Raw genomic sequence first — 24568 nt, forward strand, 5'->3', positions numbered from 1 at the left:
CACCATGTACGACGCACTCGAAACAGTTCGCACCGATATCAAGGGACTCGAGACAACGCTCAAGACACCCGATGCAAAAGAGCGCGTGGCGCGCATCGCGCAGGCGTTCGAGCAGTGCGCTCAAGACGTCAGCGATGCCACACGCCGGGCGTTGCAGGAAGACGAGCGCGCAGCGCTGCAGAAGATCTATCGCGGCATGGTCGCCGCGCGCCGGATGATGCTGCGCCTGCACGAACTGGCAGGAATGGAATCCAGTGGTTTGTAGTGTGGTGGTTGCAGGAAGCTGCAGGAAGTGGAGGGTAGGGGGTACATCAGTATCGTAGGCGAACAGGCAGCAATTACAACTAGCTGGTTTGCGTTTTCTTAATCTCAACTGTAAAGGAGTCGAGCATGTCTTTTGGTTCAATGGCCTCTGAGGCAATGAGTTCGATGAGCAGCATGATGTCGTCGATGGTCCCGGACATGATTCAAACGACTGAGGATCAGTTCGGACTGTCAATGGTGCAAGGTGTGATGAACATCGCAAAGACCATTGGCAACGACATCGAGGACGATTCGAAGAAGCAGTGACGGCTTGTCTCGCAGCACGGCACGTCGTCGGCGTCTTGTCCGCAAAAAGGACCCGGGGCCTCGCGCTCCGGGTCCTCTATTTTCGCAGCGGGATCAGTCATGAGCATCGAACGATTTGCGGAGGTGGTACGCGACGTCTGCACGGTTGTCGATCTTCCCGATCCGGAACATGTGCTGCAAACACGCACCATCGAGGTCGAAGGTTTCGACGTCCGGCTCGATCACTTCGAGAACGATCAGGAAGCGATGTATGTGAACTTCCACTACGGTACGGTCACCGCAGGCCGCACCCTGGTGGTGTTCCGGCTGATGCTCGAAGCCAATCTGCTGATCTACGCGCAAGACCAGGCACAACTCGGTCTCGATACCGACACGGGCGGCATCATCCTGATCCTGCGACTACCGTTGACACCGGACGTCGACGGCACGGTAGTCGCCGACCTGCTGTCACACTACGCCGAGCACGGCCGCTACTGGCGCAGCAACATCATCGAATCGACCGACGAAATGTTCATGGGCATCGTCAGCGGCGATTACTTCTGGCTGCGCGCCTGAACCTCGCCGCGTATCCGCTTCGCATCCGGCACCTGCGTTGCGTCGCCGGCACTGCGCTCAATCACGTGCGGCACGAGCATCACCAGCCAGATCGTCGGCGGGTCCTGCGCAGTGGCTTGCGCACTTCCTGACGCCCGACTCTCGTCAGGCACCACCAGCACCATCCCCTCGTGCGGCGCCAGCGTCATACGCGCGACGTCGATCTCCACCGGGCTGCGCAGTTCGACTGCCAGCGTAATGCCGGGCGGGCTCGTGCGTTGCTCGACGGACGGCACGATGCGCAGTGACATGGCCGCGGGCGCGACGGCCGGCGGCCGGACGTGGCCGCTGATCGCGACCGGTTGATCGAGGCGCTGCTCGAGCGCGGCCGCCACGCGATCGACCGTGGACAATTCGCTCTCGGTGCGAACGTGTGCGGTCTGTGTCGCCTCCAGTTTGTGCAACCGGTCGCGCAACGCCGCGCCATCGCCGCCAACCTTGACCTGTCCGCCGGCGCCACCGGTCGAACCGGCCTGCACGCGCCCCAGCAACAGAAGCGGCAGCGCCGCCGTCTGCACGTCGGCGATCAGCACGTCCAGCTCGACCAGCGGCGCACTGTTGTCGAGCGCGGTGACCGCGCGCACGTCGGCGTCGAGTTGTTGCGGGCGATCGCGAATCAGGACGGTGTTGGTGCGGGCGTCGGCGGCGATGATCGGCAGCGGCGCTTCGTATTCGGCCACATCGATATACCGGTTGCCCGGCGGATCGAGCAATCGCCTCGCCTCGCTCGCCACCCCTTCCACCGGACCCGTACGACCGTTGGTCAGCGCGATCCGATCCGCCGCCTGGCTGTAATGCAGGCCGACGATGCGCACCGCCGTGGCGACTTTCATCCTTGCCGCGCCGTCGACCTGGCGCGCGGACCTGTCCACCAGCGCAAGGTAGGCGGCCGGCCCCCTGACGGTGATGAGCCCCGGCATCGGCGTGTCGTCGACGAGCGGAAAACGCGGGTCGGCACTAGCGGTGCCGTTCAGCAGCGCGTGTAACTCGGCGGGTTTCGCATAGTTGAGGCGCAGCGTCAGCGAGCGTTCGTCGCCGGTTGGGTCTACGTGCAGCACCGTGCCGTCGTAGTACCAGACGAGCCCGTAGGCATTCGCCAGTACTTCCAGGAAACGCTGCGGCGGAAGATCGAAACGCCCTTCGACGGAGCCCGCAAGCTGCGCACCGACGGCAATCGGCACGCCTGTGGCGGACGACAGGTCGCGCAGCACGTCGGCCACGCTGGCGCCGCTAGTCGAGAGGTAGTAGCGCGCGATGCCCCAACGCGGCATCGCGGCAGTGAGGCGCGCGTGCAGCGTTGCGTCCGTGTGCCGTACGACCGCTTGCCTGCCCTCGCCTTGCGCGACGCAAGCGTGGACGCACACAATCGTCAAGCAGAGATGCGCGAGCGCGCTGCGCATCCTGAAGCGACACGGCATGAAGTTCAATAAAGCGAGGCGACGGTCTCGTTCGCGTGGATGCCAGCCGGGCTCGCCGCCTGCCGCGCCTCCGCTTCGCTGAGATTGAGCCGGTAGCCCTTCGCATAGACCGACTGGATCGTCCATTCGATATCGAGCGACTTGAGGCTCGCCCGCAAACGGCTCACATACATGTCGACCGAACGGCTCTGAACGCCGCCATCCCAGCCCCACACCACGGAATGCAGATCTTGACGCTGCACCACCGTGCCCCGGTGCGTGGCCAGATGCCACAGCAAGTCGAATTCCTTCGTGCCGAGCGTGTGCACGTCGTCGCCGCGCGAGACGGTCAGGTTCGCCCGATCGAGCTGATATTCGCCGACGATCATCCGGCGGCTGTCGCTGCCCGGCGTGTGAAAACGCCTGAATAACGCGCGGATGCGCGCGAGCAGCACCATCCGGTCAAGCGGCTTGACGAGAAAATCGTCGGCGCCCGTGTCAAGAATCCTCACGATATCCGCTTCCTCGGAACGGATGGTCTGGAAGATCACCGGCACCGTCGTGCGGGAGCGGCTGCGCACCCAGCTCAGCAGCTTGTCGCCCGACATGCCGGGGAGATCCCAGTCGAGGATCATCAAATCGGCCCAATGGTCCGACAGGTGATTGCGGGCGTCCAGTCCATTCTTGAACGCATCGACCTGGTACCCTTCCGCCTTGAGCCATGTCACGAGCAGCGACTGCTGGATCAGGTCGTCCTCGGCTATAAGAATCCTTGCTTGATTTCGCATGCTCACATTCCGGCTTTTGGCCGGAGTTCCCATTCTTGTTTTGCGCCTTGTATCACGGGGGATGCGTTCACAACGGGCGCCTTGTCGTTGCGAAACTGCCGTATTCACGCACCAGATCTGATGTTTCCTGGTTGCCTCGTTGTACAGCAAGGCACGGCAAACGAATGGCGAAATCGGTACCGCCTTTTGCATTACGATCAGCGTTCAGGGTGCCGTCATGAAGCCGAACGATACGTGCTGCCAGCTTCAGCCCCAAGCCAAAACCGCTGGCCGAGCGCTGCGCGAGCGCGTCAAAATCGTAGATGGCTTCGTCCACCAGACCCGGGAGTCCGCCGGCTTCGTCACTGACCGTGATAACGGCAGAATCGCCCATGACCTTTAGCGATACGGTGACCGGCGCGCCGGCGGGGGAAGCCTGAATGGCGTTGTCAATCAGATTCTGCAGCGCTCGGATGACAAATACTCTCACTCCGCTCACCCAGACCGCCGAGCCTTCCGCAAGCCACAGGCGCAACGGCACGTTCCGGTAGACCGCGGCGACGTCGAGCTGCGGGATCAGATTGCGCACCGCGCCGCGCAGATCGAAACGGGCGAAATCACCGCGCTGCAGCGCACCGGCAACCGACGTGAAGATGAACTGATCGCCGAGCGAGAGCGCGTAGCGCGCAAGGTCGGCGACGCGCTGAATGCCGCCGCACTCTTCGAAAGCGTTGGGGTCGTGTTCGTGCAGTTGCGTCAGTGCGACGATCGAATTGGTGGGCGAGCGCAGGTCGTGCGACAGGAAGCGCAATGACTCCACCCGGTCGTCCACGGCGCGCCGCATGTCGGTGACGTCGAACAGCGACAGCGTTGCCGCGATCCGCTCCGAGCCCACGACCGTGGTCTGCTTGAGCCACAGCCAACGGTCATCGATCTGCAGTTCGACGCCTTGCTCGAGCGCCTCCCTCAGGCCGGCGTCGTGGTTGTCGTCCGCCAGTTGCGGCAACAGTTCGGCAAGCGGCACACCTGCCACTACGCGCCGCCGCAACAGCCTTGCCGCACCCGGTGTCGCAAACAGCACATCATGCCGCGCGTCGAGCGCAATCGTGCCCCACGGCTGGCTGTCCAGCAGTGCGTCGAACTCATCGTCGGGCGCGACCGCAGCACTCGAACGTTGAGGTCTGAAGCCATCGTCAAATGACATCGACATAGGACGCCTTCTCGCATAGGTCATCACATGATAGTGTGAAAAACATATATTTGTTCGCGTTTTGCAATTTTGCTCGTGCCTCGCGAATGACTGGCCTCCGGATTGCCTCGCCACACTTGCGTGACAGCGATGCGAACGGACGTGCGCGTGGATCCGCATGAATGCGCATCGAACAACTAAGCGTCCTCTCTTACAGTATCTTTCCTATCGACTTACTTTACCCCTACCTTTCGATCAAGCGCCGCTGCGTCATCGGCTCGAAGTCGCCGGCGGTTGACGTCCACGCCGGTGCGCCTCCCGACAGCGCCGGAGTCGCTGCGATCGCGGCTTGTTCGGTGTGGATCGACGTACCGGTTTCAAGGCGCGATGGCATTGTTCTGAAAATATTTCACCTTCTGATTGTCCCGATAGATCAGCGATCGTTTCACGTTGCCGGCACACCAAGATCGATAATGCGGGGCGTCAGCAGGAACAGACGTTCCATGTGGCTCTCCTCCTTGTCGGTGCTCTTGAACAAGTTGCCGAGCACCGGGATTTTCGACAGATACGGCACGGCGGTGCCGTCGTTGGTGCGGGTATTGGTCTTGTAGCCGGCCACCAGCAGCGATTCGCCTTCGTTCACGAAAGCCGACGTATTGATATTGCTGCTGGAGATCACCGGAATATTGTCGACCGTCTGGCCGCTCAACTGCCCGTCGCGGATGGCGACGTCGAGCTTGATCTGGGTATGGCCGCTTTCGTCGACCACCATCGGCAGCACCCGCAGCGACACGCCGGTCGACACGCTATACAGGTCCGCCGACGTGTAGCCGGACACGCGCACGAAGAACTGCGTGTCGTTGGTCATGTCGGCCTCGATATTGTCGAGCGTCGTTACCTTCGGGCTCGCATCGATTTTTGCCTGATTGCGCTCTTCGAGTGCCGATACGTTCGCCATCAGATAGCGGCCCGCGTTGCCGATCACCGCACTCAGCGCTCCACCGACCGGCGTCGCAGCCGCGGTCACGCTGCCTGCCAGCGTGGTACTGCCGAAATTCTGGCTCAACGTGCCGTTATAGGTGTTCTGCGCGGCCTGACCATTGCCGGTCTGGAAATCGACACGGCTGTTATGTGCGGTCCAGCTCACGCCGAGCTGCCTCATCGCCGTCTCGTCGACTTCGAAAATCTGCGCTTCGATTTCGATCAGGCGCGGCCGGACATCGAGCCGGGCGATCAATTCCGGGTACTGGTACATGCGGTCCGGCGTGTCGCGTATCAGAACCGAGTTGGTACGCTGGTCCGCCTCGATGACGGGCAACATCTGGTCGTCCGAACTCGCAGCGCCCGACGCTCCGCCCGGCCCGCCGTTCAATGCGGCGGTCAGTTGCGACGAGGCATGCCCGGTCAATCCTGCCAGCAGACCCGTCGCCTGACCGCCGGAGAGACCCCCGCTACTCCCGATGCCCCTGCCGCTCTGGTTGGGCAGAGGCGGCATCACCGCCTGGCCGCTGGAACCGCCGGAGACGTCGCTCATCGGTTGGACCCGCTGCACGTTCTGGGCCGAACCAGTGGCTGCGCCCGACGCAGTCCCGCTGCCCTGATTCGGGTGATACATGTTGTTGAGCACGGTCGCGACGCCCTGCAACGTGATCGACGTGCCGTCGGCGTCCGCGTTACGGTCCATGGCCCACGCGTGATGCAGCGGGTACACCCGGATCACGGTGCCGGCCCGGTGCTGCGTCGTCGAGTCCAGCCGCGCGGCGATGTCCGTGACCATCTGCACGTAGTTCGGCGGCCCGTTGACGATCGCCGCGCCCTGCGCATCGTCGTAAGTGATATGGAAACGCGGATCCGTCACGCCCATCGACATCAGCGTGTCGCGCAGTTCGGCTGCGCTGCCGTGATCGAGTTTGATCAGCGTGCTCTTCATCTCTTCCGGCGTCACGATGTCGAGCACCTGGCCATCGAAGTACCAGACAAAGCCGAACGACGAGGCAAGCGTATCGAGAAAGCGTCTCGGCGCCATGTGGAACTTGCCGGTCACGCTGCCCGACACGTCCTTCGAGATGTTCGCCGGAATCCCCTGGCTCGCGGCGAAATCGCGCAGGACGTCCTTCACGTCCTTGGAGTCCGCCGAGTAGTCGATCCCGTTGATCTTCCAGTGTACGGGTGCGGCCAGCACGTCCACGGCACACAATGTCAGGAGGGTGAACAGGATGGCGCGTGCAAGTGGGTTCATGGCGGTCATCGAAGAAGGATTGAACAGAACGTATGACTCATGATTCGTTCTGGACGCCTTCCGGTCAATCAGGATCCACGACGCTTGCGCGCTTGCTTCCGGTTCCCGCACGGAGGTTCGCACCGACACGCGGCCGCGCAGCGCGACATGCGGCGCGCCGGCGCAGCGGGCGAGCGCCGCCGCCCGCGACATCGGGTTGCCGGTTCGGATCCGAAACGACACAGCGAGCGGTCATGTCAGTAGTAACTGTTGAGGGTCCATCCCGTCGCAACCGGTGTGTTCGCGATCACCTGCCCCTGCTGTCCGCAGTAGCTGCTGGCCCAGGGCGTCGTGATGACTGCGTAGCTCGCCCAGTTCGTCACCATGACCACTTTATAGGTGCCGATGGCGAGCGCCTGGGTCAGGCTATTTTCGATCCCGCCGGAATCGTCGGTCAGCGTCGGGCTTTGCGATTCGGCGTGAGCGAGGGATGCACTCGAACCGGACAGATAGATGTCGATGCTCTGCGAGATCTGCGCACGTGCACCGGCCGAGGGATTGCTACAGTTCCCGTCGTTCATGTGCGACCACGTCGAGACGGCTATGATCCCGGACTTGGTCAGTTGTACCGACTGCGTCTGCGAGTATGAATAAGTGCCGTTGGTGGCGTTGTACGAATACGGCCCCGCCGAATATGCGCCGCCGGGTTGTCCGTTGCACTCCGTGTAGTCGGCCGCCCCGGAAGAAGGCATCAGGATCGTGCAGCCTACGGACGTGCTGGCTGGCAGTATCTCCGACTGGGTCTGCCACTGGCCGTTCTGGCACGACAGCACGCGCCCGGTGGAATCGGTCGTGACCGGTGTCGTGCTGGCGGCATCCGGCGCGCAGGCGCTGCCCACGGTCTGCTGGTTGCCGAGGTTCAGGTTGCCCAGTTCGTCGACCGCGATGGCCTGCCACGCAGTGCCGTTGTACGTATAGCCGCGGCCCGTGTTGGTCGTCATCGACACATCGCCGCGTTGCGGATTGGGCAGCGTGCTCAAATCGGCCGCGGCCGCCACCGGGTCGCGCCAGTGCGCCGACGAAATCGGTTCCCACTCGCCGTCGATGCAACTGACGACGTTGCTGTTGGTATCGGCGGCAATCGATCCCACCGTCGCCGTGCACGCGGTGTAATCTGTCTGCTGCGCGAGAATGATCGGCACCTGCATCGCGTTCGCGCTTACATCTCCCGGCACGCTGACGCGATAGAGATAGTCGGTGTTCTGCGCCTGGTTCGCACCCGCAAAAATCTCGCTTGCCAGATGACCTACGCCGGTCACCGTGCCCGAACAGGACACGTTCGACGGATTCGGCGTCGCGACGCTCCATGAGTCGTATGCGCCGAATGCTGCGCCGCTCGCATTGTTGGTCTTCGGAATCGAGCCGCCGCCCGAACCCGAGTTCGACGCGATATAACCGAGCTGCGGATCAGGAATGACCATGCCGCCCTCGGTCACGAGCAGGCCCTGCAGCCCGCCGAGATCGTTCTTGTACACCAGCAGACACGAAGTCTGACCGTAAGCGTTCCGCGCCTGCACGCTGGTCGGCAGGAAAGTGGCAAGTTGATACGGCGAACCCTTGAGCGGCACCACCACCGGCACGGTAAGCGTCGCCGCGTCCAGCAGCGCCGCCGAATTCTGCGCGATCAGTTGCGTGGCCGCCTGCGCCATCTGCGACTGGTAGAGCGCAGCCTGCTGACCGCGCGCGTCTTCCATCGACGTGTTGATCATCGCCGCCATCCCGACGATCATCAGCGTCGCGATTGCCAGCGCTGCCAGCATTTCGATCATCGTAAATCCGGCTTGCCGCGCCGTGCGCCTGTACATGGAAACTCCTGCCTCTTTCAGCATGGGTCGACTGGGTTACCGTCTGCAAACTCGCATGGCTCAGGGCTGATACGCCTGCGCCATCCAGACCGGCGTGCCGTTCGGGACCACGGCCGCGATCGCCGTGGGTAGCGGCACCGCCGGATTACCCGGCGACAGCACGGTGCCGTTCAACGCGACCCCGGCCAGCGCCGAACCGCCGGACAACTGCTCGATGCCGGTGAGCGCCGCCGCGGCGCTAGCCGAGGTCGTGTAGACGACGACCAGACTGCCCGCCGACGAGGTATTCGGCACCACATAGTTCAACCACGATCCGCTTGTCGTACCGGCACTCAGATACGGTTGCAGCGCCGCCGCCGACACCGCGCCCACGAACGTCGGATTGGCAAGCGCATAGGCGACCAGCGCCTGCCGGTACGCGCTCATGCTCTGCGCGGTGGTGACATTCACCATCGTCGGCGTCGCCTGCATGTAATTCGCATCCACCAACGCATAGACCCCGGTGATGCATGCGATCGCGAACACCATCCAGAGCGCTGTCATTTACGTCCGCCCCAGTCGCTCGGCCAGCGCGTCGGAATGGATCATCGATCTCATTTGCTGGCGTATCTCGAATGCCAGTTCGCTGTAGTGACCCTGCCGCACGTGATGGCGCGCCGTCTCCCCATCACGCAGCATGAACAGCTGCGTCTCCAGCTTGCGCGTCGAACCCGTTGAACCGATACCCGTCGCGAGTCGCTGGTGCAGCACGCCTGCGAGACCATCGGCTATCAGTGCCTGCACGCTCGCCACATCCAGCGATTGCGAGACGAGTGCATGAAGCCGTCCCACCACCGCGCTGATATCTTCGGCCCGCATGGTGGTGACGAGCAGATGACCGTCGCGTCCCGCCAGCAACATTTCCAGCGCCAACGCGGGCTCGTCCATCGCGCCGACGAAGATCATCCGCGCACCCCAGCTCAGCATCGAGCGCAGCCCGGCCACGGCGTCCGCGCAGGCCGCGGTCTGGAAACAGATGCCGTCGCCGTGCCGACCTTCGAGCGGCAGTTCGATCGGGTTCTCGGACGTCAGCCCGATGCCGCCGTGCGTGAACAACTGCTCGCGCACCAAGGCGCCGGCGGTGGTCGTCTTGCCCGCTTTCGCCGCGCCCGATACGATCAGCAGGCCCGACAGGTCCGCACACATCAGCCGCCTCGCATACGCGAGCGGCACGCCGAGTTCGGCCAGCGACGCGACGGTATTGTCGAGCCGGCGCAGCACGAAAACTTCGCCCTCCGCGGAGTCCATCGTCGACACGCGATAGGACACGCCTTCGCATTCGACCTTGAACACCGGCGTACCCCGCTGCGCGTCACGACAGGCCATCTTCAGTCGATACAGCTCGTTTTGCAGCCGCGGATGCTCCGGCACGGGATACACTGCCGAACCGGGTCCATCCGAAAAGCGGTCGCCGATGCTTGCGTGACCCAGGTAGAGGTACGAGAAGTCGAAGCGGTGCAACAGCGTATTGGTGTCGTAGGTCATCGCACCGTCCAGGTCCATTCAGGTCGAGGTCCAGACGATCGTGTTGGCACTGGTGCTCGAGCAATTCGTCGATGCATCGGCCGGGGTAGCCGGCAACGTAAGCGCCGTGCCATTGACCGAGATCGCCATCCAGCTCCCGCCCGCGGACACCGCATTGACGCATACGTTTTGCGGCACATCCGTGTACGTGATCGTGAACTCGTCGGGCGAGCTCGCCACGGCCACCGTCACGGTACCGTTCCACGTATTTGTCACCGTGCCGTCCGAGGCCGGAGAGAAGCTTGCCGGAAACACCCCCGCACTCGCCAGCACCGGGTTTGTGAGGCCGCTGTAGCTAGCGTTCTGCCCGGAGTACAGCTTCTTCACACCGGTCTGAATCGCACTGATCTGCTCGCTCACCGCATTCGTGTTCGCACTACTGAACGCACTGGTAAGCAATGCAATTGCACCGATCACCACCAGTGCCGCAATCCCGAGATACGCGATCGCTTCGAGCAGAGACGCACCCCGTTGCCGGGTAGCCGCACTACTGCGCCAGCGAGCCCGCGTCGGTTTCATAACGGCCTTTTCTACACCGTCCACATCTTTCATTTCGACACCCCCAAAGCGTTGAACATGCACACCTGTCAATGCAGCGATCGGGCCATCGCCGCGATCTCCTGCTGAATCCCGAAGAAGCCGGTAATCAGCAACCCCAATAAAGATGCGAGTAAAAGAATCGCCATGCCATTTAGCAAGCGCATCTGCACCGAAACCCTCTCCACCCCTGTTTCGACCCATTCGTCCGCGATTGTTTTCAACGCCTCGCCGAACCCTTTGTATTGCGCATACACGCAGAGATCTTCGACGATTTCCCGCGACGGAAAGTGATAGCCGGCATTCCGCATTGCCTCACCGACATTTAAGCCCGACTTCACGCCGAACAGCATGTCTTCGATTCGTTCGCGCAGCCACGGCTTCGCATTGCCGGACAATCGCGTGAGCGACTTTTCGACCGTGAAACCCGCCGTCTGCATCGACGCGAATGCGGTCAGAAAACTGGCGCCCACCATCAGCCGGTAGATCGAATAAGGCGGAAAATCGTCGAGCCAATTGCGCGCCCGGCCGCGCCAGCGCGGCAGCGAATAGATCAACAAGGCAGCGAACGCGACCAGCACGAGCACACACTGCACCATCCAGTGCTGGACGAACTGCGACATCAGGTAAAGCATCCGCGCCGCACCGTGCCAGCGTTCCGGATCTTCGATCGCGGCGAACTGGGGAATCAGCCGTGTGCCGAACAGATACAGATAAGCCAGCGTCATCGCGAACAATGCGATCGGATAGGCCAGACCGCCGATCACCGCATTGCGGATCCTGCGTCCCGACATGACGATGCCGGTCACCGCGCGCAGCGCCACTTCGGTGCGGCCCGACTGTTCGCCGGCCATCACGATCATCTGCTCCGCGTTCGGCACCCATCCTTCCATCCCCTCGGCCAGCGCGCCGCCGTTTTGCACGACCCGGCGCCACTCGCCAAGCAGAATCGCTTCGGGCTGGTTCGGCTGACGGCCGTCGCGCGATGCGCGCAGTTCGAGTTCCTCGAGAACCTTCAACAGCGGCAGACCGTTCGAGAGCATCTTCTCGATCTTGCGGTAAAGTCGTAGACGCTGTTGCGGACCGGCATTCAGCTTGGCCCAGCGACGATTCAAATCAAGACCCATAGTCCCCGCCCATGCCATTGCCGCTCCTCAGATCGTTGCCCGGCGCCTCGACGGTGTCCACCGGGCGCAGCCGCACCGGTTCGCTGCGCGCCATCAGCGGCCCGACGATGCGCTCGGCGCCGCGCGGGTCGACCAGCCCCGCGGCGACTTTCTCGATCGCATGTTCGACCAGCGTGCTGCCACCCAGTTGATCGAGCCAGTACGCGGTAGCCGCCGCCTTGTTACCGTCGCGCAGCAGCGCGAAAAACTGCGCGTCGGTATGCACGACCTCGGCGACCACCGTGCGGCCCGTCGTGCCACGCCCCACGCAATGCGGACAACCCGGGCCTTGGGCGAAGACGTTTTCGAAAGCCGCGCCGACCGCGCGGCGCACCCGGGCGATCAGCGCTGGCTCGCATTCGTTGGCGATACTGGTAAGGGGTTGTTTGCAATGCGGGCACAGCAGCTTGACGAGCCGCTGGCTGATCAGCCCCGTCACGACCGTCTCGTCGGTCACCATGCGCAGCGGCAGCCCGAGGTCGATCAGCCGGTCGACGATCGAGAGCGCGCCGTTCGCATGCACCGTCGTCCACACCTGGTGACCGGTCATCGACGCGCGCAACGCGCTTTGCGCCGAGGCCCGGTCACGCACTTCGCCGATCATGATCGTGTCGGGGTCGAGTCGCATCGCATTGGAGATCGCCGCGGCAAACGCGAGCGAGCGCGCTTCTTCGGTGGCCGCATTGGTCACCGGTGTTTGCACCGCGCCGGCGATCGGATACTCGACCGGATCCTCCACCGTGATCACGTTGATGCTGCCGTTGCACTCGGCGATCTGGCCGAGCAGCACGCGCTGCAGCGTGGTCGATTTGCCGGAGCCGGTCGGTCCGCTGATGATGTTCATCCCATGCGGCAGGCGTTGCAGTTCGTCCACCTCCGCCGCTTGCGAGCCGGAAAAACCGAGCCGTTGCAGATCAGTGGTTTCGCCCGCATCGTTGTAGAGCAGCCGCATCACCATGATGTTGCCGACACTGGTCGGCGCCGTGGCGATACGCACGCCGAACAGTTGCTCGGGCAGCTTGTCGCGATCGCCAATGCTGGCGTCCTGGCGCTCGCTAGGCTTATACGTGTTGTCGGACACGCTCGCCATCGCCGAATACAGCGTGGCCAGAAGCCGCGCGCCCTGTTCTCGGGTCTGTTCGCTGACACGCACCAGCTCGTTGTGGATGCGAAACAGAATTTCCGTGCTATGGCGTTTGATGCGGATATGGATGTCCGATGCGCGTTCGCGGCAGGCCTGCGCAATCAGTTCTTTTGCCAGCACCTGCATTGCGGTGTGGTCGACGCGCTCACCGGTGCCGTCCCGACGCATGCCCTCGTACGCGCGATGCACAACGTCGAGACTGACCGGGCACGGCTGGTGGCCGAACTTCAAGCGATCCAGACGGGCCCGATACGACAGCACATACGGATTCATCTCGTGGCCTTCGGCGATCAGCAGCCGGCCGTCGTCGAGCAGACAGAGCAGCTTGCGCTCCTCGACGCTGGCGGCCCACGGACCGTCGCCCGACAACGGATGCGCAAGACCGACGTCGCCCGCTGCCTTTGCCAGTTTTGCCGCGGCCGCGGACAAGGCTCGCGCGCTCAATGAAGAGGGGTTCATGGCAACACTCCTATTGAGACCGCGGATAACCGGGCGGCAACCCTGGCACGCCGTTGGCGACCGGCGCGCCCCCTGCCGTGCCCAGTGCGGCGTTCGAGCCGCTCCCCGAAGTCACGCCGGGGTTGAGCACCGCGCCGCTGCGCGAAGCCAGCACCGGCATCAGGCGAAGCGTTTGTCCGCTGCTCCAGCGGCCGACCACCTCGTTCGAGGCAATCGACACGATGTGCAGCCCGTTGGGCAGCACATCGCCCGCGCTGACATCGAACTGCGCGCCATCGGTACTCTGCAGCGTCGCGGAGAAACGGTGCCCGAGGCCTTCGATCGCCACCACCCGCACGGCATCGGAACCTGCGTCCACCGAGCCAGCGCTGCCAAGCCGGGTTAGCGCAGCTGTGCGTTGTGCGACTTCGGCTTGTGCATCGAGCTTCTTGATCTCGGCCTTCAGCAGGACTGTCTGCTCCTGCAGGCGAGTCAGTTCCGCCGCCGCGTTCGGCATCCACGCGCCATTTGGTGCTTCAGCCGACGGCGGCGGATTCGCGATCGCGACCGGCTCGGCCGCGTGTGCGCAGACAACCCACGTCAGCGCGGCGACCAGCGCCGCCCCATGGGGCCAGGAGAAATTAGTTTGCATAGACGACTCCCTCGACGGACCACGCGCCCGCTTGATAGGTCAATTTCACGAACCGCACGCCGGCTTCGTTCAGATAGGAAGCAAGCTGGTCCGGCGACAACCCGCCGAAATTCGCTTGCAGACGCCATTGCCGCCACGGCGGCGGCGGCGGTTTCTTTGCGCCCACCGGCGTCATGGCGCTGCCGGGCGTATACACGACCGGCGTCAGCGTCAGCGGCACGTCGAGGGTCTGGAAACGCGAGAACAGTCGCGTGTTCACGGTCTTGCCCGGCAGCAGTGTGTCGTCGGCAACCGCGCCCATCGGGAAGGGCCGCGTCAGCGACGCGTAATCGCCGCTACGATCGAGCTGCGCGAGCGGGACGCGTTCCAGCAGCAGCGAAACCGCCGAACCGTTGCGCGACCATTGGTAGTCGACGCCGGTCGGTTGACAGGTATAGCGTTCGAGCTGCCAGCCGCCCGGCGCCAGTTCGGTGAAATGCTGCAGGCAGGCCCGCGCGAATTGTGCGGGTAGCGGCAGCGTGGCCCATGGATGCAGGTTCTGGTCCTTCTGCTGCGTACGCTGCAACAGCGCCCGCGCAAGCTCCAGTTGATGCTCCTGCTGCGCGGCCAACATAGCGCGGTAGTGCTGCACCCACAGGGCCCCGCCGAGCAACGCGACGGCAACGCCCGCCGCCGCCGCTGCGAGGCGCGGCGACACGCGCCGCGTCACCGGGCGCAGCCGGGCCCAGTTCGGGACGCGCAGGCGGCCATGCCGCTTGCCAAGCATGTCTTCGATGCGGCGGGGATAGAAGTTGTGAAACCCCATCGCCTCGATTTCGCTGTCGCCGATCACCGCGTTCCAGCCACCCAGGCCGTAGTCGGAATTCAGGCGCTCGAACACTTCGTCGCTGGTGCCGATCCAGTCGCCATTCGGCAGAAACGCGCCGTCGCGTACGGCGAAGTATGCCCAGCGGCCGTCCGGCAATTTGAATGCGCCGAGCCAATTGGGTGCCGATTGCTGACGACCTTCGTAGAAAGCGCCTTGCTGCGCGACCGCCTTCGAAACTATCACGCCGAGCGAGGCGAGGCCCGCTTGCGCGCCTTCGCGCGCGCTGGTGAAGCCGACCGCGGCGACGCCGCGATCGGCACGCAGCACCATCAGGTCGAAGTTCAGCTTCTTCGCGAGTTCGACGGCCTCTTTCTGCAATTCGTGCCGCCGCGACAGCGACTGCCAGAACAGCCCGCAAATGAAACGCTGCCGCTCGATCTGAACGATATGGGTAGCCATGGCGCGGTGTCCAGTTCGCTCGTTTCGCTCAAGCACCGTTCATCATCACGGGCGTGATCAGGATGACGATCACCTCCCGGTCGTGCGTGCCCTGATAGCCACCGCCAAAGGCGTAGTTATCCGGTTTGCCCACGCCCTGCTTGGTGAGGTCGTCGTCGGTGCCTTCGTAGCCGCTCAGCACCAGTGTCTCGCCGGACTTCATCGAGACGCGCTGCAGGAAGTTGCGCGTATTCACGTTCGGCGTCTGGATCTCCTGGCCGCCGCTCGACACGGTCTGTAGCGACAGCAGCGACGAGATGTTCGTATAGAACTGCAGCAGCACCGTCCCGTTGTCGAGCACATGCGGCAGCAAGGTCATGTTGAAGCCGGTCGTGATGGTGCCCGGCGTCAGTGCCGTTTCGGAGCCGACATTGGCGGTGTTGGTGGTCGACACCGAGGCGAGATAGCCCTGCTCCGACGCAACCTGAACCGGCACCGGCTGGTCGTTGAGCGTGGTGACCGACGCCGAGGTCTTGCGGCGCACCTTGCCTTGCTCGGACAGCGCGCTGATCATCGCAGTGGTTCCCGAAGCGCGGCTGTTCGGCGTAATCACCTGGGCGGCAAGCGAAACCGGATTGGTTGCCGTCGTCGCAAAGGTGCTGGCGAGCGAGAACTTCGTGCCGAGCGCCTGGTAGACCGCGCTCCAGTTGATGCCGTAGCTGTCGTCCGCGGACAGTTGGACCGACAGCACCGTCACGTTGATCAACACCTGCTTGGACAGCGAGCGGTTTTGCTCGTCCATGAAGGCGGCGACGCTGTCGAGTACATCCGGCGTATCGGTCACGGTAATCGAGCCGGTGGCCGGTGACGACACCACGCTGCCATAGCGCGACAGCATCGCCTGAATCGACGCATGCAGACTGTCGAAGACCGACAACTGCGAATTGACGACGGTGTTCGCCGTGTTGTTGGACGTGACGGTCGGCGTGCTGCCTGTACCCGAGCCGCCCGAACCGCTGGAGGAACCGCCGCCCGAACCGCCGCTGCCGGAACTGTCGTTGGTCGCGCCGCTCGTCACGGTCGCATTGAGCTTCGCATCGCCGGGAATCGCACTGACCTGGAAGGTGCGCGTGTCGGTAAAGAAGAACACGATGGCGCCGCCCGCGAGCTTCCACGACACGCCGAAACGGGTCGCCGCGGCATCGAGCAGACCGCGCAGATCGCCGTTGCGGTATGAAATGTGCGTGGGCGTCGGCAAGCCTTCAGTCGCGGCGATGCCGCGCGACGAGGCGGTGCTCGAGAGGCCCGGCAAGGTCGGCAGCGGCGGTTGCACGGCGCCAAGCACCGGCACGCTCTGCGCCGCACCGCCGCCCGTCGTGCGCGAATTGGCGAGCGCATTGGGCGACACGCGGGTGGGAATGTGAGTGAGCCGCGAGATGTGCTCGGCAAACTCCGGCAGCGAATTCACCTCGCTGTCGAAGGTGGCCGGCTGCGAGAACACCGCCGGCAGCACACTTTCGCGATCCAGCTTGATCGCGGTGCCGGACAACCACAGTCCGTCCTTGACGATCACGCCATCGGTCGATGTGGCAGGATGCGCATTGCCCTCGCGGGCGGCGTCGAGCGTCTGCTTCGATTCCGCATTGTCGTGATCGACCGAATCGGACAAACGCTGAGACAGACCGGTGCAACCCGCCAGCAGCAGCACGGAGAGTGCAAACATTGAAATGGTGTTGCGCATCAGCCTGCCCCTTTCTCAACAATACGGAGTACTTTGTTGCCGCGATACAGAATCGCCTGCACGGGCGCGTTGGAACTCGCAAGCGCCGCGACCACCGACTGCAGCGCCTGATCGAAGGTGCCCGTGACGACTGCGGGAGCGTCGACGCTGAAATCCACCGGCGCTTCCCAGATCAACTGCCATCCGGCCTGCTGTGCCCAGCGCGTCAACGCGGCCCGCACGGTGCGATCCGACAGTTCGATGCGCCACGTAGGCAGCGGCGGTGGAGGCGGCACAGCCGGTGCACTCGATGCACTCGATGCACTCGGCACGGTAGCAGCCAGCGCGGGTACGGCGCCACGTGCGGTAGCGGACGGCGTGCCTGCACGGGAGGTCGAGCCGTGGGCGGCCGCAGCAGTCGACGACGCCGCATCGGCGTAGCGATCCGCCTGGGTCGCCGTGCCGGTTCCGGCGGACGGTCCGGCAACGCCTGCGGCAAAATCTTTCGAGGTGATGCGTGGTTGGGCGGGCGTCGGACTCGCGGTGCTGTTATCCGTGCGAGCCGCGGTCGCGCTCTGGGCACCGGCGCGCGAAGCCGGTGAGTGCGCCGCTTTAGCTGCGGGCTGCGCTGCCGCGCCGGCGGTATCGCCGAGCGGCGCAGCGCTCACGTTGGTGGCCAGCGGACCGCCGACCACGGCGGCACCGCCCGCTTCCGAGTTGGAAGCCGATGCGGAAGGAGTCACCGAATTCCAGGCTGGCGGCAGCGTGCCAACCGTGTCGGTGCCAAACGGCTGCCGGTAACGCACCGTCACCAGTTGAAAATCTGTATCGACCTGGGCCGCCAGTTCCGGATGTCCAGCCAGCATGTCGCGCAGCGTCTGCACCAGCGAATGGCCAGCCCCCCAGCTCACCGGCGTCGCGGCCCACACACCTGCGTTCGGGAGATTGATGCTGTAATCGATCGGTACGACGAGACGCAGCGCATTACGCAACGGCATGTTGGTGCCGCTCGTCGTCACGCGCGGACTTTCACGCGCCTCGCCGGTCAGGGTCACCTGTCCATCGTGCTGGGCGTCCGGCATCGCAGTTGCGCACGCGCAGCTCGACCATCCGCCGCCCAGCACCAACAGTGTCACCATGCATGTAATGACCGTGCGCATCTGCGACCTTCCTCGTATTCGTTCGTGGCGTCTGATAGCGCCAACCATGTTTTCACCGCCAGTCGTGCGCCGATTCTTTAGCATCGTTCGCCGACCTCGTTGCCTCTGCGCTGGACAATCGACTACTGGCCTGAGACGATTGCAGCACTCCATCCTTACCCGACGACACAACCGTGAAAAATCCCAGCCAACTCCGTGATCTGACTCGCGAGATACTCGACCTCGTCGATCAGCGCCGCTTCTTTACCGACCTGCACATCGAGCAGGACCGGCCCATCATGATCAAGACGCCACGCGGCTGGATCGAAGCGGACGGCGGTCCGGCCATGATCGAGGAGATGGAACCGCTGCTCGCAGCGATCGACGACGACTGGCGCGACCGGCTTCAGGAAGGCGCGCTCGACAGGCCGTTCGTCCTGACCCGCTGCCGTCTGCGCTGCCACGTTTACCGCGTCTCGGGCGGCCGGAAAACGGTCATCTCGATCCGCCGCCTGCCACTCGAACCACTGTCGCTCGACAAGCTCGGCCTGCCCGCTTACATCAAGACGATGCTCGAGAGCAACAAAGGCATCGTGCTCGTGACCGGCCCCACCGGTTCCGGAAAAACGACCACGATGGCGTCGCTGCTCGATCACATCAACCATACGCGCAACTGCCACATCGTCACGATCGAACAACCCATCGAATACGCATTGGAAGCACACCAGGCCATCATTTCGCAGCGCGAAGTGCCGACCGACACGCGGAGCTTTTCTGCAGGCATGCGCGAAGTGCTACGCGAGCGCCCCGACGTCATCATGGTCGGCGAGATCCGCGACCAGGAAACCGCCGAAGCCGTGCTCCAGGCCGGCGAATCGGGACACCTGGTTTTCGCTAGCATGCACACCAGCAGCGCGCTCAACACGCTGACCCGTCTGCTGTCCTTCTTTCCGCCCGAGCAGCGCGACCGCCATGCCGCATCGCTCGCGAATTCGCTGATCGGCGTGATCTGCCAGAGCCTCGTTCCGAGCGAAGATGGCGCACAGCTCGTGCTGGCCAGCGAACTCCTTTTCAACCACAACCAGCAGGTCAGCAAACTTCTGGTCGACCCTGCCAAAATCCATTTCCTCGCAGACTTTGTCCGGCGCAAGGAAGACAACATGTCACGCTCGCTGAACGAAAATCTCAGTCAGCTCGTGACCAAAGATTCCATCACCGCCCGCGACGCGCTTCGCGCCGCCTATAACCGCATGGAGCTGCATGAACTGCTGCAGTCGTCCGCCACTCGTTGAAGCCATTTTCTCCTGCAAATATTGCAGGCCTCGAGTTTTTGACAATCTGTTACGGTTGACGCCTAAACGAATCGCCAGGCACCGGCCAGCAACGACATTGACGCGGCGAACGCATGCATGCATGCGTCATTCGACGTGTGACAGCGCAGGCTGGCGAGTGCAACAGATCGGGAGAGTTAGCCGGAGAATCGGCGCGATAGGGAATGCATGGACGCAATAAAGCGCCGCCGTGCACACGTCGTCAATCCGCTTGAAGCAAGCGGGCCACCAGCATGAGCAGTTCGCCGCATCAGCGACTCATACTTTGGGATTTCGCATAGCAGCCCATATCATTCGCCCGCTATGCGATCAGGACAATACCGTCACAATCATTGCAACGAGCTTACTGCTCTCGCACGACGCGCTGCGCGTAGAAGATTATTGGCGTCCAGAACGAAATCGTCGCAGCCAGTTGCGGGGTGACGGTTTCAGTGCAGGCGGCCTTCCCCGAAGTCCGCCAATTCGACTACGTGGTCGTGATCGGCGGCTTGCTGCCGCATCTCGACATGCGTTCATGGGCCAGGGGCTTTCACCAAGCCGAGCTTGTCCATTGCTTCATGTGCATCGATCACCATCGTCGCGATTTCGCCCACGGTGACCCGCAGGCTCGTGGCGCGTGAACGCATGTGTTCGTACGCATCGTTCTCGCTGAGCCGATGCGCCTCCATCAGGATGCGGCTTGCCTTCTCGATATGGCGTCGTGCCTTGAACGCCTCTTCAAGCTTGCCGATCTTGTGGTGCAGCCGTTGCTGGTAGCCAGACGATGCGCGCGCCAGCATCAGCGTGCTGAGAATGCCGTTGGAACGATAGGGCTTGGTGATCACGCCGTGCGCCTGGCTATCGACGAGCATTTTCAGGGCCGTAGGATTTTCGTAATCGGACAGCGCGATCAACGTTGCTTCGGTATCGGCCGCACACCAGTTGCCAGCGCTTCGAAGTTCCTGCCCCACCAGAAAGAAAATCACGTCGACATCCACCGGCAGTTGCGAAGGAAACGGCCAGAGGACGCGAACCGGGCAACCGATCCGGCGCAACTGTTCCTCGAGGACGCGGCGGTCGTCTCCGGGCGGATGGATCACGACCACGCGCAGCGTGCGCAGATCGTCAAACAGCCGGCGCGCGCCCGTACTCATGGCCGTTCTCCATCCAGCCAGAACTCCGCGAAACCATAGGAAGTCAGATACGGGTCCGGCTTGATCGGACTGCGACCTTCCCACACCACGTCGAACACACCGTCTGGCCGGCAAATGGCGATGCGTGGAGTCAGGACGGCATGGTTGTTATCGGGGTCGATTTTCAGTAGACCTTCTGGAGAATCAAACTCAACATCACAGGCCGCCTCGACTATTTTAGCGGTGTCCAGACTCCCGGTGCGTGCCAGCGCGAGTGCGAACAGATGCACCTGGTTGTACGCCATCTCAGACCACATGCTGGCCGGTTGCGGGCCGAAGCGTGCGTGCCACGATTTCAGGAAACGCCGGTTGCTCTCGTTGCTCAGAGAATTGACATAGCTTGCAGAGACGATATGGCCGCCGCACAGTTGCGTGCCGATCATGCGCGTCTCGCCTTCTGTCATGGTCAGGCTGGCAATCGGGATGCGCGCGGGGTCGATGCCGTGTTCGCGGTACAACTGATAGAACGCACGCGCACCGCGGCCAATCAGCGTGGAGAACACTACATCGGGTTCGATCGCCCTGATCTGCTTCACCACTTCCTGCAGTGCGGCGGGATCGGCATCGCTCGGCAAATAGACTTCGTCGATAATCTCGCCGCCATGCTCCTCGACCATATCGCGCATGATCCGGTTCGATTCGCGCGGATAGATATAGTCGGCGCCGACCAGAAAGAAACGGCGGCCGTGATTACGCAGCAGATAGGCGGCCAGTTGCATGCTGTTCTGGTTGGGCACCGCCCCGGTATAGATCACGTTCGGCGAATACTCAAAGCCCTCGTAGATCGAGCAGTACCACAGCAAGGCGTTGTTTCGTTCGATCACCGGCAACACCGCCTTGCGGCTCGATGAGGTCGAACAGCCGAAGATCACCGTCGCGTCGTCTTCCTGCAACAGGCGTGTGGCGAGCCGCCGATATTCGTCAGGGTCGCTCTTCGGATCATAAGCGACCGGTTCGAGCAGACGCCCGTTGACGCCCCCCGCCGCGTTGATCTCTTCGATTGCAAGGGCGGTGCCGAAGAAATGTTCGGATTCGGTTGCCGCGGTCACGCCGGTTCGCGAGTACAGCACGCCAATGCGCCAGCCATCGCCCGCGCGCAACGCCGGATCGTCGTACGCACTACTGCTCGTCATGGTGTTGCTCCATCCCTTGTCCTGGAGGCCGCCACCGGATCATGGCGACGCCGTCTTGTCCTGCTGCCGCGTTACAAGACGACAATCGTACTTGAATCCCGCTGATCGATCCGTTTCGCAGCATTGAAAAGTGCATTCGAGTTCACCACGTCCCACTTATAGGGAGGAGTCAAACGCGAAGGTGTTCGAAAATTGTACCCGCGGCGCCAGCGTCTTTCGCATTGCCGTGATCGATGATTTCGCCCTGCTTCAGGACCGCATAACGATCGGCAACCTTCAATGCGAACGGCACGTTCTGCTCGATCAACAGAAGCGTGGTGCCGTGACGCTTGCGTTCCCAAAGGAGTGCTTCGGCCAGCCGGTCGATCACCGAGGGCTGCAGGCCTTCGGTGATTTCATCCAGCAGGATAATCGACGGACGCATCATGAGCGCACGGGCCACCAGCAGCATCTTCTGCTCGCCGCCCGAGAGCGTGCCGGCGAATTGTCTCAACCGGCTCTTGAACACCGGAAAAACCGGTTCAATCCCGGCAAAGCGTTCGTCGAAAACCGACGCCTTGGCAAGTCCCAGGCACAGGTTGTCACGAACGCTGAGATCCTGAAACAGCGCATGCTCCTGAGGCGCATAGGCGATCCCTGCTTGCGCGATCCGATGCGGCGCCAGACGGGTGATATCTTGCCCGATCGCACGAATCGCACCGCTTTTCTTCGGCAGATAACCCATGATCGTCTTGACCAAGGTGGTCTTGCCCATGCCGTTCTTGCCCAGCAAGGCGACAGCCTCGCCGCTCGCCACGGTCAACGACAGCTTGCGAAGTACCACCGAGGTCTTGTATCCGCTGGTGACGTCCTGCAGATCCAAAGCAATCTCGCTCATGACGCCTCCTGACGGATGGTGCCGCCATCAGATCCCGCGCTCTGCGCGGTTCCGGCGTAAATAGTTCTGACCAGTTCCGAATTCACCACTTCGTCGAAGTTGCCTTGCATCACGATGCGGCCCTGATGCAGCACCACAATGCGGGTCGCAATCTCGGCGACGAAATCGAGGTCGTGCTCGACCAGCACGCAACAAAGCTGATACTGGTGAGCCAGTGCCGCCAGCACGTTTCCGATCTGCGTGCGCTCCGTCTTGGTCAATCCCGCAGTCGGTTCGTCGAGCAGCACGATGCGCGGCTCCAGGCCGAGCACCATCGCCAGTTCCAGCGCCTGCTGTTCGCCGTGCGAAAGATCCTTTGCCACCGCACTCAGCTTCTGGTCGAGGCCCGTGGTCCGAATCACCTCGAGTGCATACGGCGGTAACGCAAGCGTCGGCGCACGCCGCAACAGCGACGGCCGTTCGATGATCGTGCCCGCGATGCGTAGACATTCGGCCACGGTCAGCGTGTCGAAGATGTTCGCGTTCTGGAACTTGCGCCCCAGTCCGAAATGCACGCATCGGTCTGGCGGCAGTTGCCGGATATCGTTACCGCACAGCAACACCGAACCCGCCGAGCGTTCCGCGCCGTCACTCATGCAGCGCATCAGCGTCGTCTTGCCCGCGCCGTTCGGACCAATCAGGCCAACCAGTTCGCCGGCGTCGGCGTTCAGGTCGATGCCCTGCAACACCTTGAGACTGCCGAAATGTCTGGCCACACCGGTCATCGCCAGCGCCGGCTTCGAGGCGTCCTGCGTGTGCCCCATCCGGACAGCCCGCTCCACCAGTTCGGGTTCGGCGCCCTGGCCCGCCAGGTGGCGCAATGGCTTCAGCAGCAACGGCACCAGACCTTGCGGCAGCAAGACAATCACGGCCACGAACGCGGCGCCCAGGATGAGCTGCCACGCAAACGGCATGCTGCCGCTGAGATACGACGTTCCAACGTTGATCAGCAGTGCACCGATGACCGGTCCCCACAGGGTTCCGCGACCGCCCAGCGCGACCCAGATAATGAGTTGCGTACCAAGCACGAAGCCGGTCAGTTCCGGGGCGACGACGCCGCTAAACGCGCCATAACCGAAGCCCGCGAGGCCGGCGACGATCGCCGTCGCAACCAGCAGCGCTATCTTGATCAGCGATGTATTGATACCGAGGTACGAACAGCGTGACTCGTTGTCGCGAATCGCCGCCAGCACCCGGCCACCGTCGCTGCGCACGAAAAACCACGCAAGCGTTGCGATGAGCAGCAAGGCGCCTCCGGCGATCCAGTACCACGTGCCGAGCGACAGATCGAACGTCTCGTAGCCGGTCAGCCCCGAACTCGAGCCGGTCCATTCGCCGCCGGAGAGCAGGAGCTGGCTGAGTACGATCGGCAGCACAAGCGACATCACGGTCGCGAAGAACGGTGAGGCGCCGCGATAAAAAGACAGCCAGCCGAGCAGTGCCGCGACCGCGGCCGTCGCCGCGATCGCCGCGCCTAACGCCAGCACCGCATAACCGGCGGAAAAGCCGCCGTGCGTGAAGACGAGGCCCGTCGCGTATGCGCCGATACCGAAGAAGGCCGATTGCCCGAACGTTAGATAGCCGGTGTATCCCCAGAGAATATCGACCGTCACGGCGACGATCGCAAAGAAGAATGCCTGGATCAGGATGTTCAACAGATACGTGCCGAACAGCAACGGACCGAGCGCCAGCAGCAGGACGACGCAACCGCCGAGCATCAACGATCCGCGTCCGGACAGCTTGCGCCGGTTGGAAACCGGTTCGTCCCGAAACGACGGATTGCCCATGGTCGCACGGTCCGGCGGCGTGCT

General features: G+C 63.1%; 22 protein-coding genes. 4 read left to right on the forward strand and 18 right to left on the reverse strand.

Annotated elements, in window-relative coordinates; all coding sequences use genetic code 11:
- Positions 1–4 precede the first annotated feature (4 nt).
- The 3 genes from PQR40_RS02785 (at position 5) to PQR40_RS02795 (ending at position 1125) form a co-directional block, all read left to right on the forward strand.
- Positions 5–265, forward strand: coding sequence for a type III secretion system protein (locus PQR40_RS02785; protein WP_408224210.1), 261 nt, complete (start codon positions 5–7; stop codon positions 263–265).
- Between the two features lie 125 nt (positions 266–390).
- Entirely contained in the window at positions 391–570 is a 180-nt protein-coding gene (locus PQR40_RS02790; protein WP_408224213.1) for a hypothetical protein, read from the forward strand.
- Positions 571–669: 99 nt separating this feature from the next.
- On the forward strand, positions 670–1125 hold the full coding sequence (locus PQR40_RS02795) for a CesT family type III secretion system chaperone (protein ID WP_408224216.1): 456 nt from the start codon (positions 670–672) through the stop codon (positions 1123–1125).
- Here PQR40_RS02795 and PQR40_RS02800 read toward each other — a convergent pair.
- The 14 genes from PQR40_RS02800 to PQR40_RS02865 form a co-directional block, all read right to left on the reverse strand.
- Positions 1104–2528, reverse strand: a complete 1425-nt coding sequence (locus tag PQR40_RS02800) for an EscC/YscC/HrcC family type III secretion system outer membrane ring protein (protein WP_408508453.1) — start codon at positions 2526–2528, stop codon at positions 1104–1106. The two genes, PQR40_RS02795 and PQR40_RS02800, sit on opposite strands and share 22 nt — an antisense overlap.
- 59 nt (positions 2529–2587) lie before the next feature.
- Complete coding sequence (locus PQR40_RS02805; RefSeq protein WP_408224219.1) at positions 2588–3382, reverse strand: response regulator transcription factor; 795 nt, start codon at positions 3380–3382, stop codon at positions 2588–2590.
- A 34-nt stretch (positions 3383–3416) separates the two neighbouring features.
- A complete protein-coding gene (locus PQR40_RS02810) occupies positions 3417–4538 on the reverse strand; it encodes a sensor histidine kinase (protein WP_408224222.1) in 1122 nt (373 codons plus the stop codon).
- Between the two features lie 424 nt (positions 4539–4962).
- Positions 4963–6765: a type III secretion system outer membrane ring subunit SctC gene (gene sctC, locus PQR40_RS02815; RefSeq protein WP_408508454.1), complete on the reverse strand. Its 1803-nt coding sequence runs from the start codon at positions 6763–6765 to the stop codon at positions 4963–4965.
- Positions 6766–6992: 227 nt separating this feature from the next.
- Positions 6993–8600, reverse strand: coding sequence for a prepilin-type N-terminal cleavage/methylation domain-containing protein (locus tag PQR40_RS02820; protein WP_408224225.1), 1608 nt, complete (start codon positions 8598–8600; stop codon positions 6993–6995).
- A gap of 60 nt (positions 8601–8660) precedes the next feature.
- Entirely contained in the window at positions 8661–9143 is a 483-nt protein-coding gene (pilM, locus tag PQR40_RS02825) for a type IV pilus biogenesis protein PilM (RefSeq protein ID WP_408224228.1), read from the reverse strand.
- Positions 9144–10142, reverse strand: a complete 999-nt coding sequence (locus PQR40_RS02830) for an ATPase, T2SS/T4P/T4SS family (RefSeq protein WP_408224231.1) — start codon at positions 10140–10142, stop codon at positions 9144–9146.
- Positions 10143–10682, reverse strand: coding sequence for a type 4 pilus major pilin (locus PQR40_RS02835; protein ID WP_408334352.1), 540 nt, complete (start codon positions 10680–10682; stop codon positions 10143–10145). It lies immediately after the preceding gene.
- 68 nt (positions 10683–10750) lie between these two features.
- Entirely contained in the window at positions 10751–11827 is a 1077-nt protein-coding gene (locus PQR40_RS02840; RefSeq protein WP_408334355.1) for a type II secretion system F family protein, read from the reverse strand.
- Positions 11817–13469 carry a GspE/PulE family protein gene (locus tag PQR40_RS02845; protein WP_408224240.1) on the reverse strand — a complete coding sequence of 551 codons (1653 nt, stop codon included), beginning with the start codon at positions 13467–13469 and terminating at the stop codon, positions 11817–11819. The genes PQR40_RS02840 and PQR40_RS02845 overlap by 11 nt, the downstream gene beginning before the upstream one ends.
- A 10-nt stretch (positions 13470–13479) precedes the next feature.
- Entirely contained in the window at positions 13480–14100 is a 621-nt protein-coding gene (gene pilP / locus PQR40_RS02850; RefSeq protein WP_408224243.1) for a type IV pilus biogenesis protein PilP, read from the reverse strand.
- Positions 14090–15367 carry a type 4b pilus protein PilO2 gene (pilO2, locus tag PQR40_RS02855; protein WP_408224246.1) on the reverse strand — a complete coding sequence of 426 codons (1278 nt, stop codon included), beginning with the start codon at positions 15365–15367 and terminating at the stop codon, positions 14090–14092. The genes pilP and pilO2 overlap by 11 nt, the downstream gene beginning before the upstream one ends.
- Before the next feature lie 28 nt (positions 15368–15395).
- A complete protein-coding gene (pilN, locus tag PQR40_RS02860; RefSeq protein WP_408224249.1) occupies positions 15396–17087 on the reverse strand; it encodes a PilN family type IVB pilus formation outer membrane protein in 1692 nt (563 codons plus the stop codon).
- The gene (locus PQR40_RS02865; protein ID WP_408508387.1) at positions 17087–18226 is read right to left on the reverse strand and encodes a toxin co-regulated pilus biosynthesis Q family protein; all 1140 of its coding nucleotides are present in this window, start codon (positions 18224–18226) and stop codon (positions 17087–17089) included. The genes pilN and PQR40_RS02865 overlap by 1 nt, the downstream gene beginning before the upstream one ends.
- A gap of 173 nt (positions 18227–18399) precedes the next feature.
- Here PQR40_RS02865 and PQR40_RS02870 point away from each other — a divergent pair, with 173 nt between their 5' ends.
- On the forward strand, positions 18400–19497 hold the full coding sequence (locus PQR40_RS02870) for a type IV pilus twitching motility protein PilT (protein WP_408389586.1): 1098 nt from the start codon (positions 18400–18402) through the stop codon (positions 19495–19497).
- A 551-nt stretch (positions 19498–20048) separates the two neighbouring features.
- Here the strand turns inward: PQR40_RS02870 and PQR40_RS02875 are convergent.
- The 4 genes from PQR40_RS02875 to PQR40_RS02890 all read right to left on the reverse strand — a co-directional run bounded on the left by PQR40_RS02875 (position 20049) and on the right by PQR40_RS02890 (position 24475).
- The gene (locus tag PQR40_RS02875) at positions 20049–20669 is read right to left on the reverse strand and encodes an ANTAR domain-containing response regulator (protein WP_408224258.1); all 621 of its coding nucleotides are present in this window, start codon (positions 20667–20669) and stop codon (positions 20049–20051) included.
- A complete protein-coding gene (locus tag PQR40_RS02880) occupies positions 20666–21841 on the reverse strand; it encodes a transporter substrate-binding domain-containing protein (RefSeq protein ID WP_408224261.1) in 1176 nt (391 codons plus the stop codon). The genes PQR40_RS02875 and PQR40_RS02880 overlap by 4 nt, the downstream gene beginning before the upstream one ends.
- 169 nt (positions 21842–22010) lie before the next feature.
- Positions 22011–22718 (reverse strand): branched-chain amino acid ABC transporter ATP-binding protein, encoded by a 708-nt coding sequence (locus PQR40_RS02885; protein WP_408224264.1) that lies wholly within the window; start codon positions 22716–22718, stop codon positions 22011–22013.
- Positions 22715–24475, reverse strand: coding sequence for an ABC transporter permease subunit (locus PQR40_RS02890; protein WP_408224623.1), 1761 nt, complete (start codon positions 24473–24475; stop codon positions 22715–22717). The genes PQR40_RS02885 and PQR40_RS02890 overlap by 4 nt, the downstream gene beginning before the upstream one ends.
- Positions 24476–24568 lie beyond the last annotated feature (93 nt).

The organism is Paraburkholderia sediminicola (genome assembly GCF_046026855.1).
Lineage (GTDB): Bacteria > Pseudomonadota > Gammaproteobacteria > Burkholderiales > Burkholderiaceae > Paraburkholderia > Paraburkholderia sediminicola_A.

What these genes read in the sequence shown, in the direction of transcription:
- PQR40_RS02865 (WP_408508387.1), bottom strand. Translation starts at nt 18,226, where the DNA reads ATGCGCACGGTCATTACATGCATGGTGACACTGTTGGTGCTGGGCGGC.
- PQR40_RS02820 (WP_408224225.1), bottom strand. Translation starts at nt 8,600, where the DNA reads ATGTACAGGCGCACGGCGCGGCAAGCCGGATTTACGATGATCGAAATG.
- pilP (WP_408224243.1), bottom strand. Translation starts at nt 14,100, where the DNA reads ATGCAAACTAATTTCTCCTGGCCCCATGGGGCGGCGCTGGTCGCCGCG.
- pilO2 (WP_408224246.1), bottom strand. Translation starts at nt 15,367, where the DNA reads ATGGCTACCCATATCGTTCAGATCGAGCGGCAGCGTTTCATTTGCGGG.
- PQR40_RS02875 (WP_408224258.1), bottom strand. Translation starts at nt 20,669, where the DNA reads ATGAGTACGGGCGCGCGCCGGCTGTTTGACGATCTGCGCACGCTGCGC.
- PQR40_RS02830 (WP_408224231.1), bottom strand. Translation starts at nt 10,142, where the DNA reads ATGGACCTGGACGGTGCGATGACCTACGACACCAATACGCTGTTGCAC.
- PQR40_RS02840 (WP_408334355.1), bottom strand. Translation starts at nt 11,827, where the DNA reads ATGGGTCTTGATTTGAATCGTCGCTGGGCCAAGCTGAATGCCGGTCCG.
- PQR40_RS02835 (WP_408334352.1), bottom strand. Translation starts at nt 10,682, where the DNA reads ATGAAACCGACGCGGGCTCGCTGGCGCAGTAGTGCGGCTACCCGGCAA.
- PQR40_RS02880 (WP_408224261.1), bottom strand. Translation starts at nt 21,841, where the DNA reads ATGACGAGCAGTAGTGCGTACGACGATCCGGCGTTGCGCGCGGGCGAT.
- pilM (WP_408224228.1), bottom strand. Translation starts at nt 9,143, where the DNA reads ATGACAGCGCTCTGGATGGTGTTCGCGATCGCATGCATCACCGGGGTC.
- pilN (WP_408224249.1), bottom strand. Translation starts at nt 17,087, where the DNA reads ATGCGCAACACCATTTCAATGTTTGCACTCTCCGTGCTGCTGCTGGCG.
- sctC (WP_408508454.1), bottom strand. Translation starts at nt 6,765, where the DNA reads ATGACCGCCATGAACCCACTTGCACGCGCCATCCTGTTCACCCTCCTG.
- PQR40_RS02795 (WP_408224216.1), top strand. Translation starts at nt 670, where the DNA reads ATGAGCATCGAACGATTTGCGGAGGTGGTACGCGACGTCTGCACGGTT.
- PQR40_RS02805 (WP_408224219.1), bottom strand. Translation starts at nt 3,382, where the DNA reads ATGGGAACTCCGGCCAAAAGCCGGAATGTGAGCATGCGAAATCAAGCA.
- PQR40_RS02790 (WP_408224213.1), top strand. Translation starts at nt 391, where the DNA reads ATGTCTTTTGGTTCAATGGCCTCTGAGGCAATGAGTTCGATGAGCAGC.
- PQR40_RS02845 (WP_408224240.1), bottom strand. Translation starts at nt 13,469, where the DNA reads ATGAACCCCTCTTCATTGAGCGCGCGAGCCTTGTCCGCGGCCGCGGCA.
- PQR40_RS02885 (WP_408224264.1), bottom strand. Translation starts at nt 22,718, where the DNA reads ATGAGCGAGATTGCTTTGGATCTGCAGGACGTCACCAGCGGATACAAG.
- PQR40_RS02890 (WP_408224623.1), bottom strand. Translation starts at nt 24,475, where the DNA reads ATGCTCGGCGGTTGCGTCGTCCTGCTGCTGGCGCTCGGTCCGTTGCTG.
- PQR40_RS02810 (WP_408224222.1), bottom strand. Translation starts at nt 4,538, where the DNA reads ATGTCGATGTCATTTGACGATGGCTTCAGACCTCAACGTTCGAGTGCT.
- PQR40_RS02785 (WP_408224210.1), top strand. Translation starts at nt 5, where the DNA reads ATGTACGACGCACTCGAAACAGTTCGCACCGATATCAAGGGACTCGAG.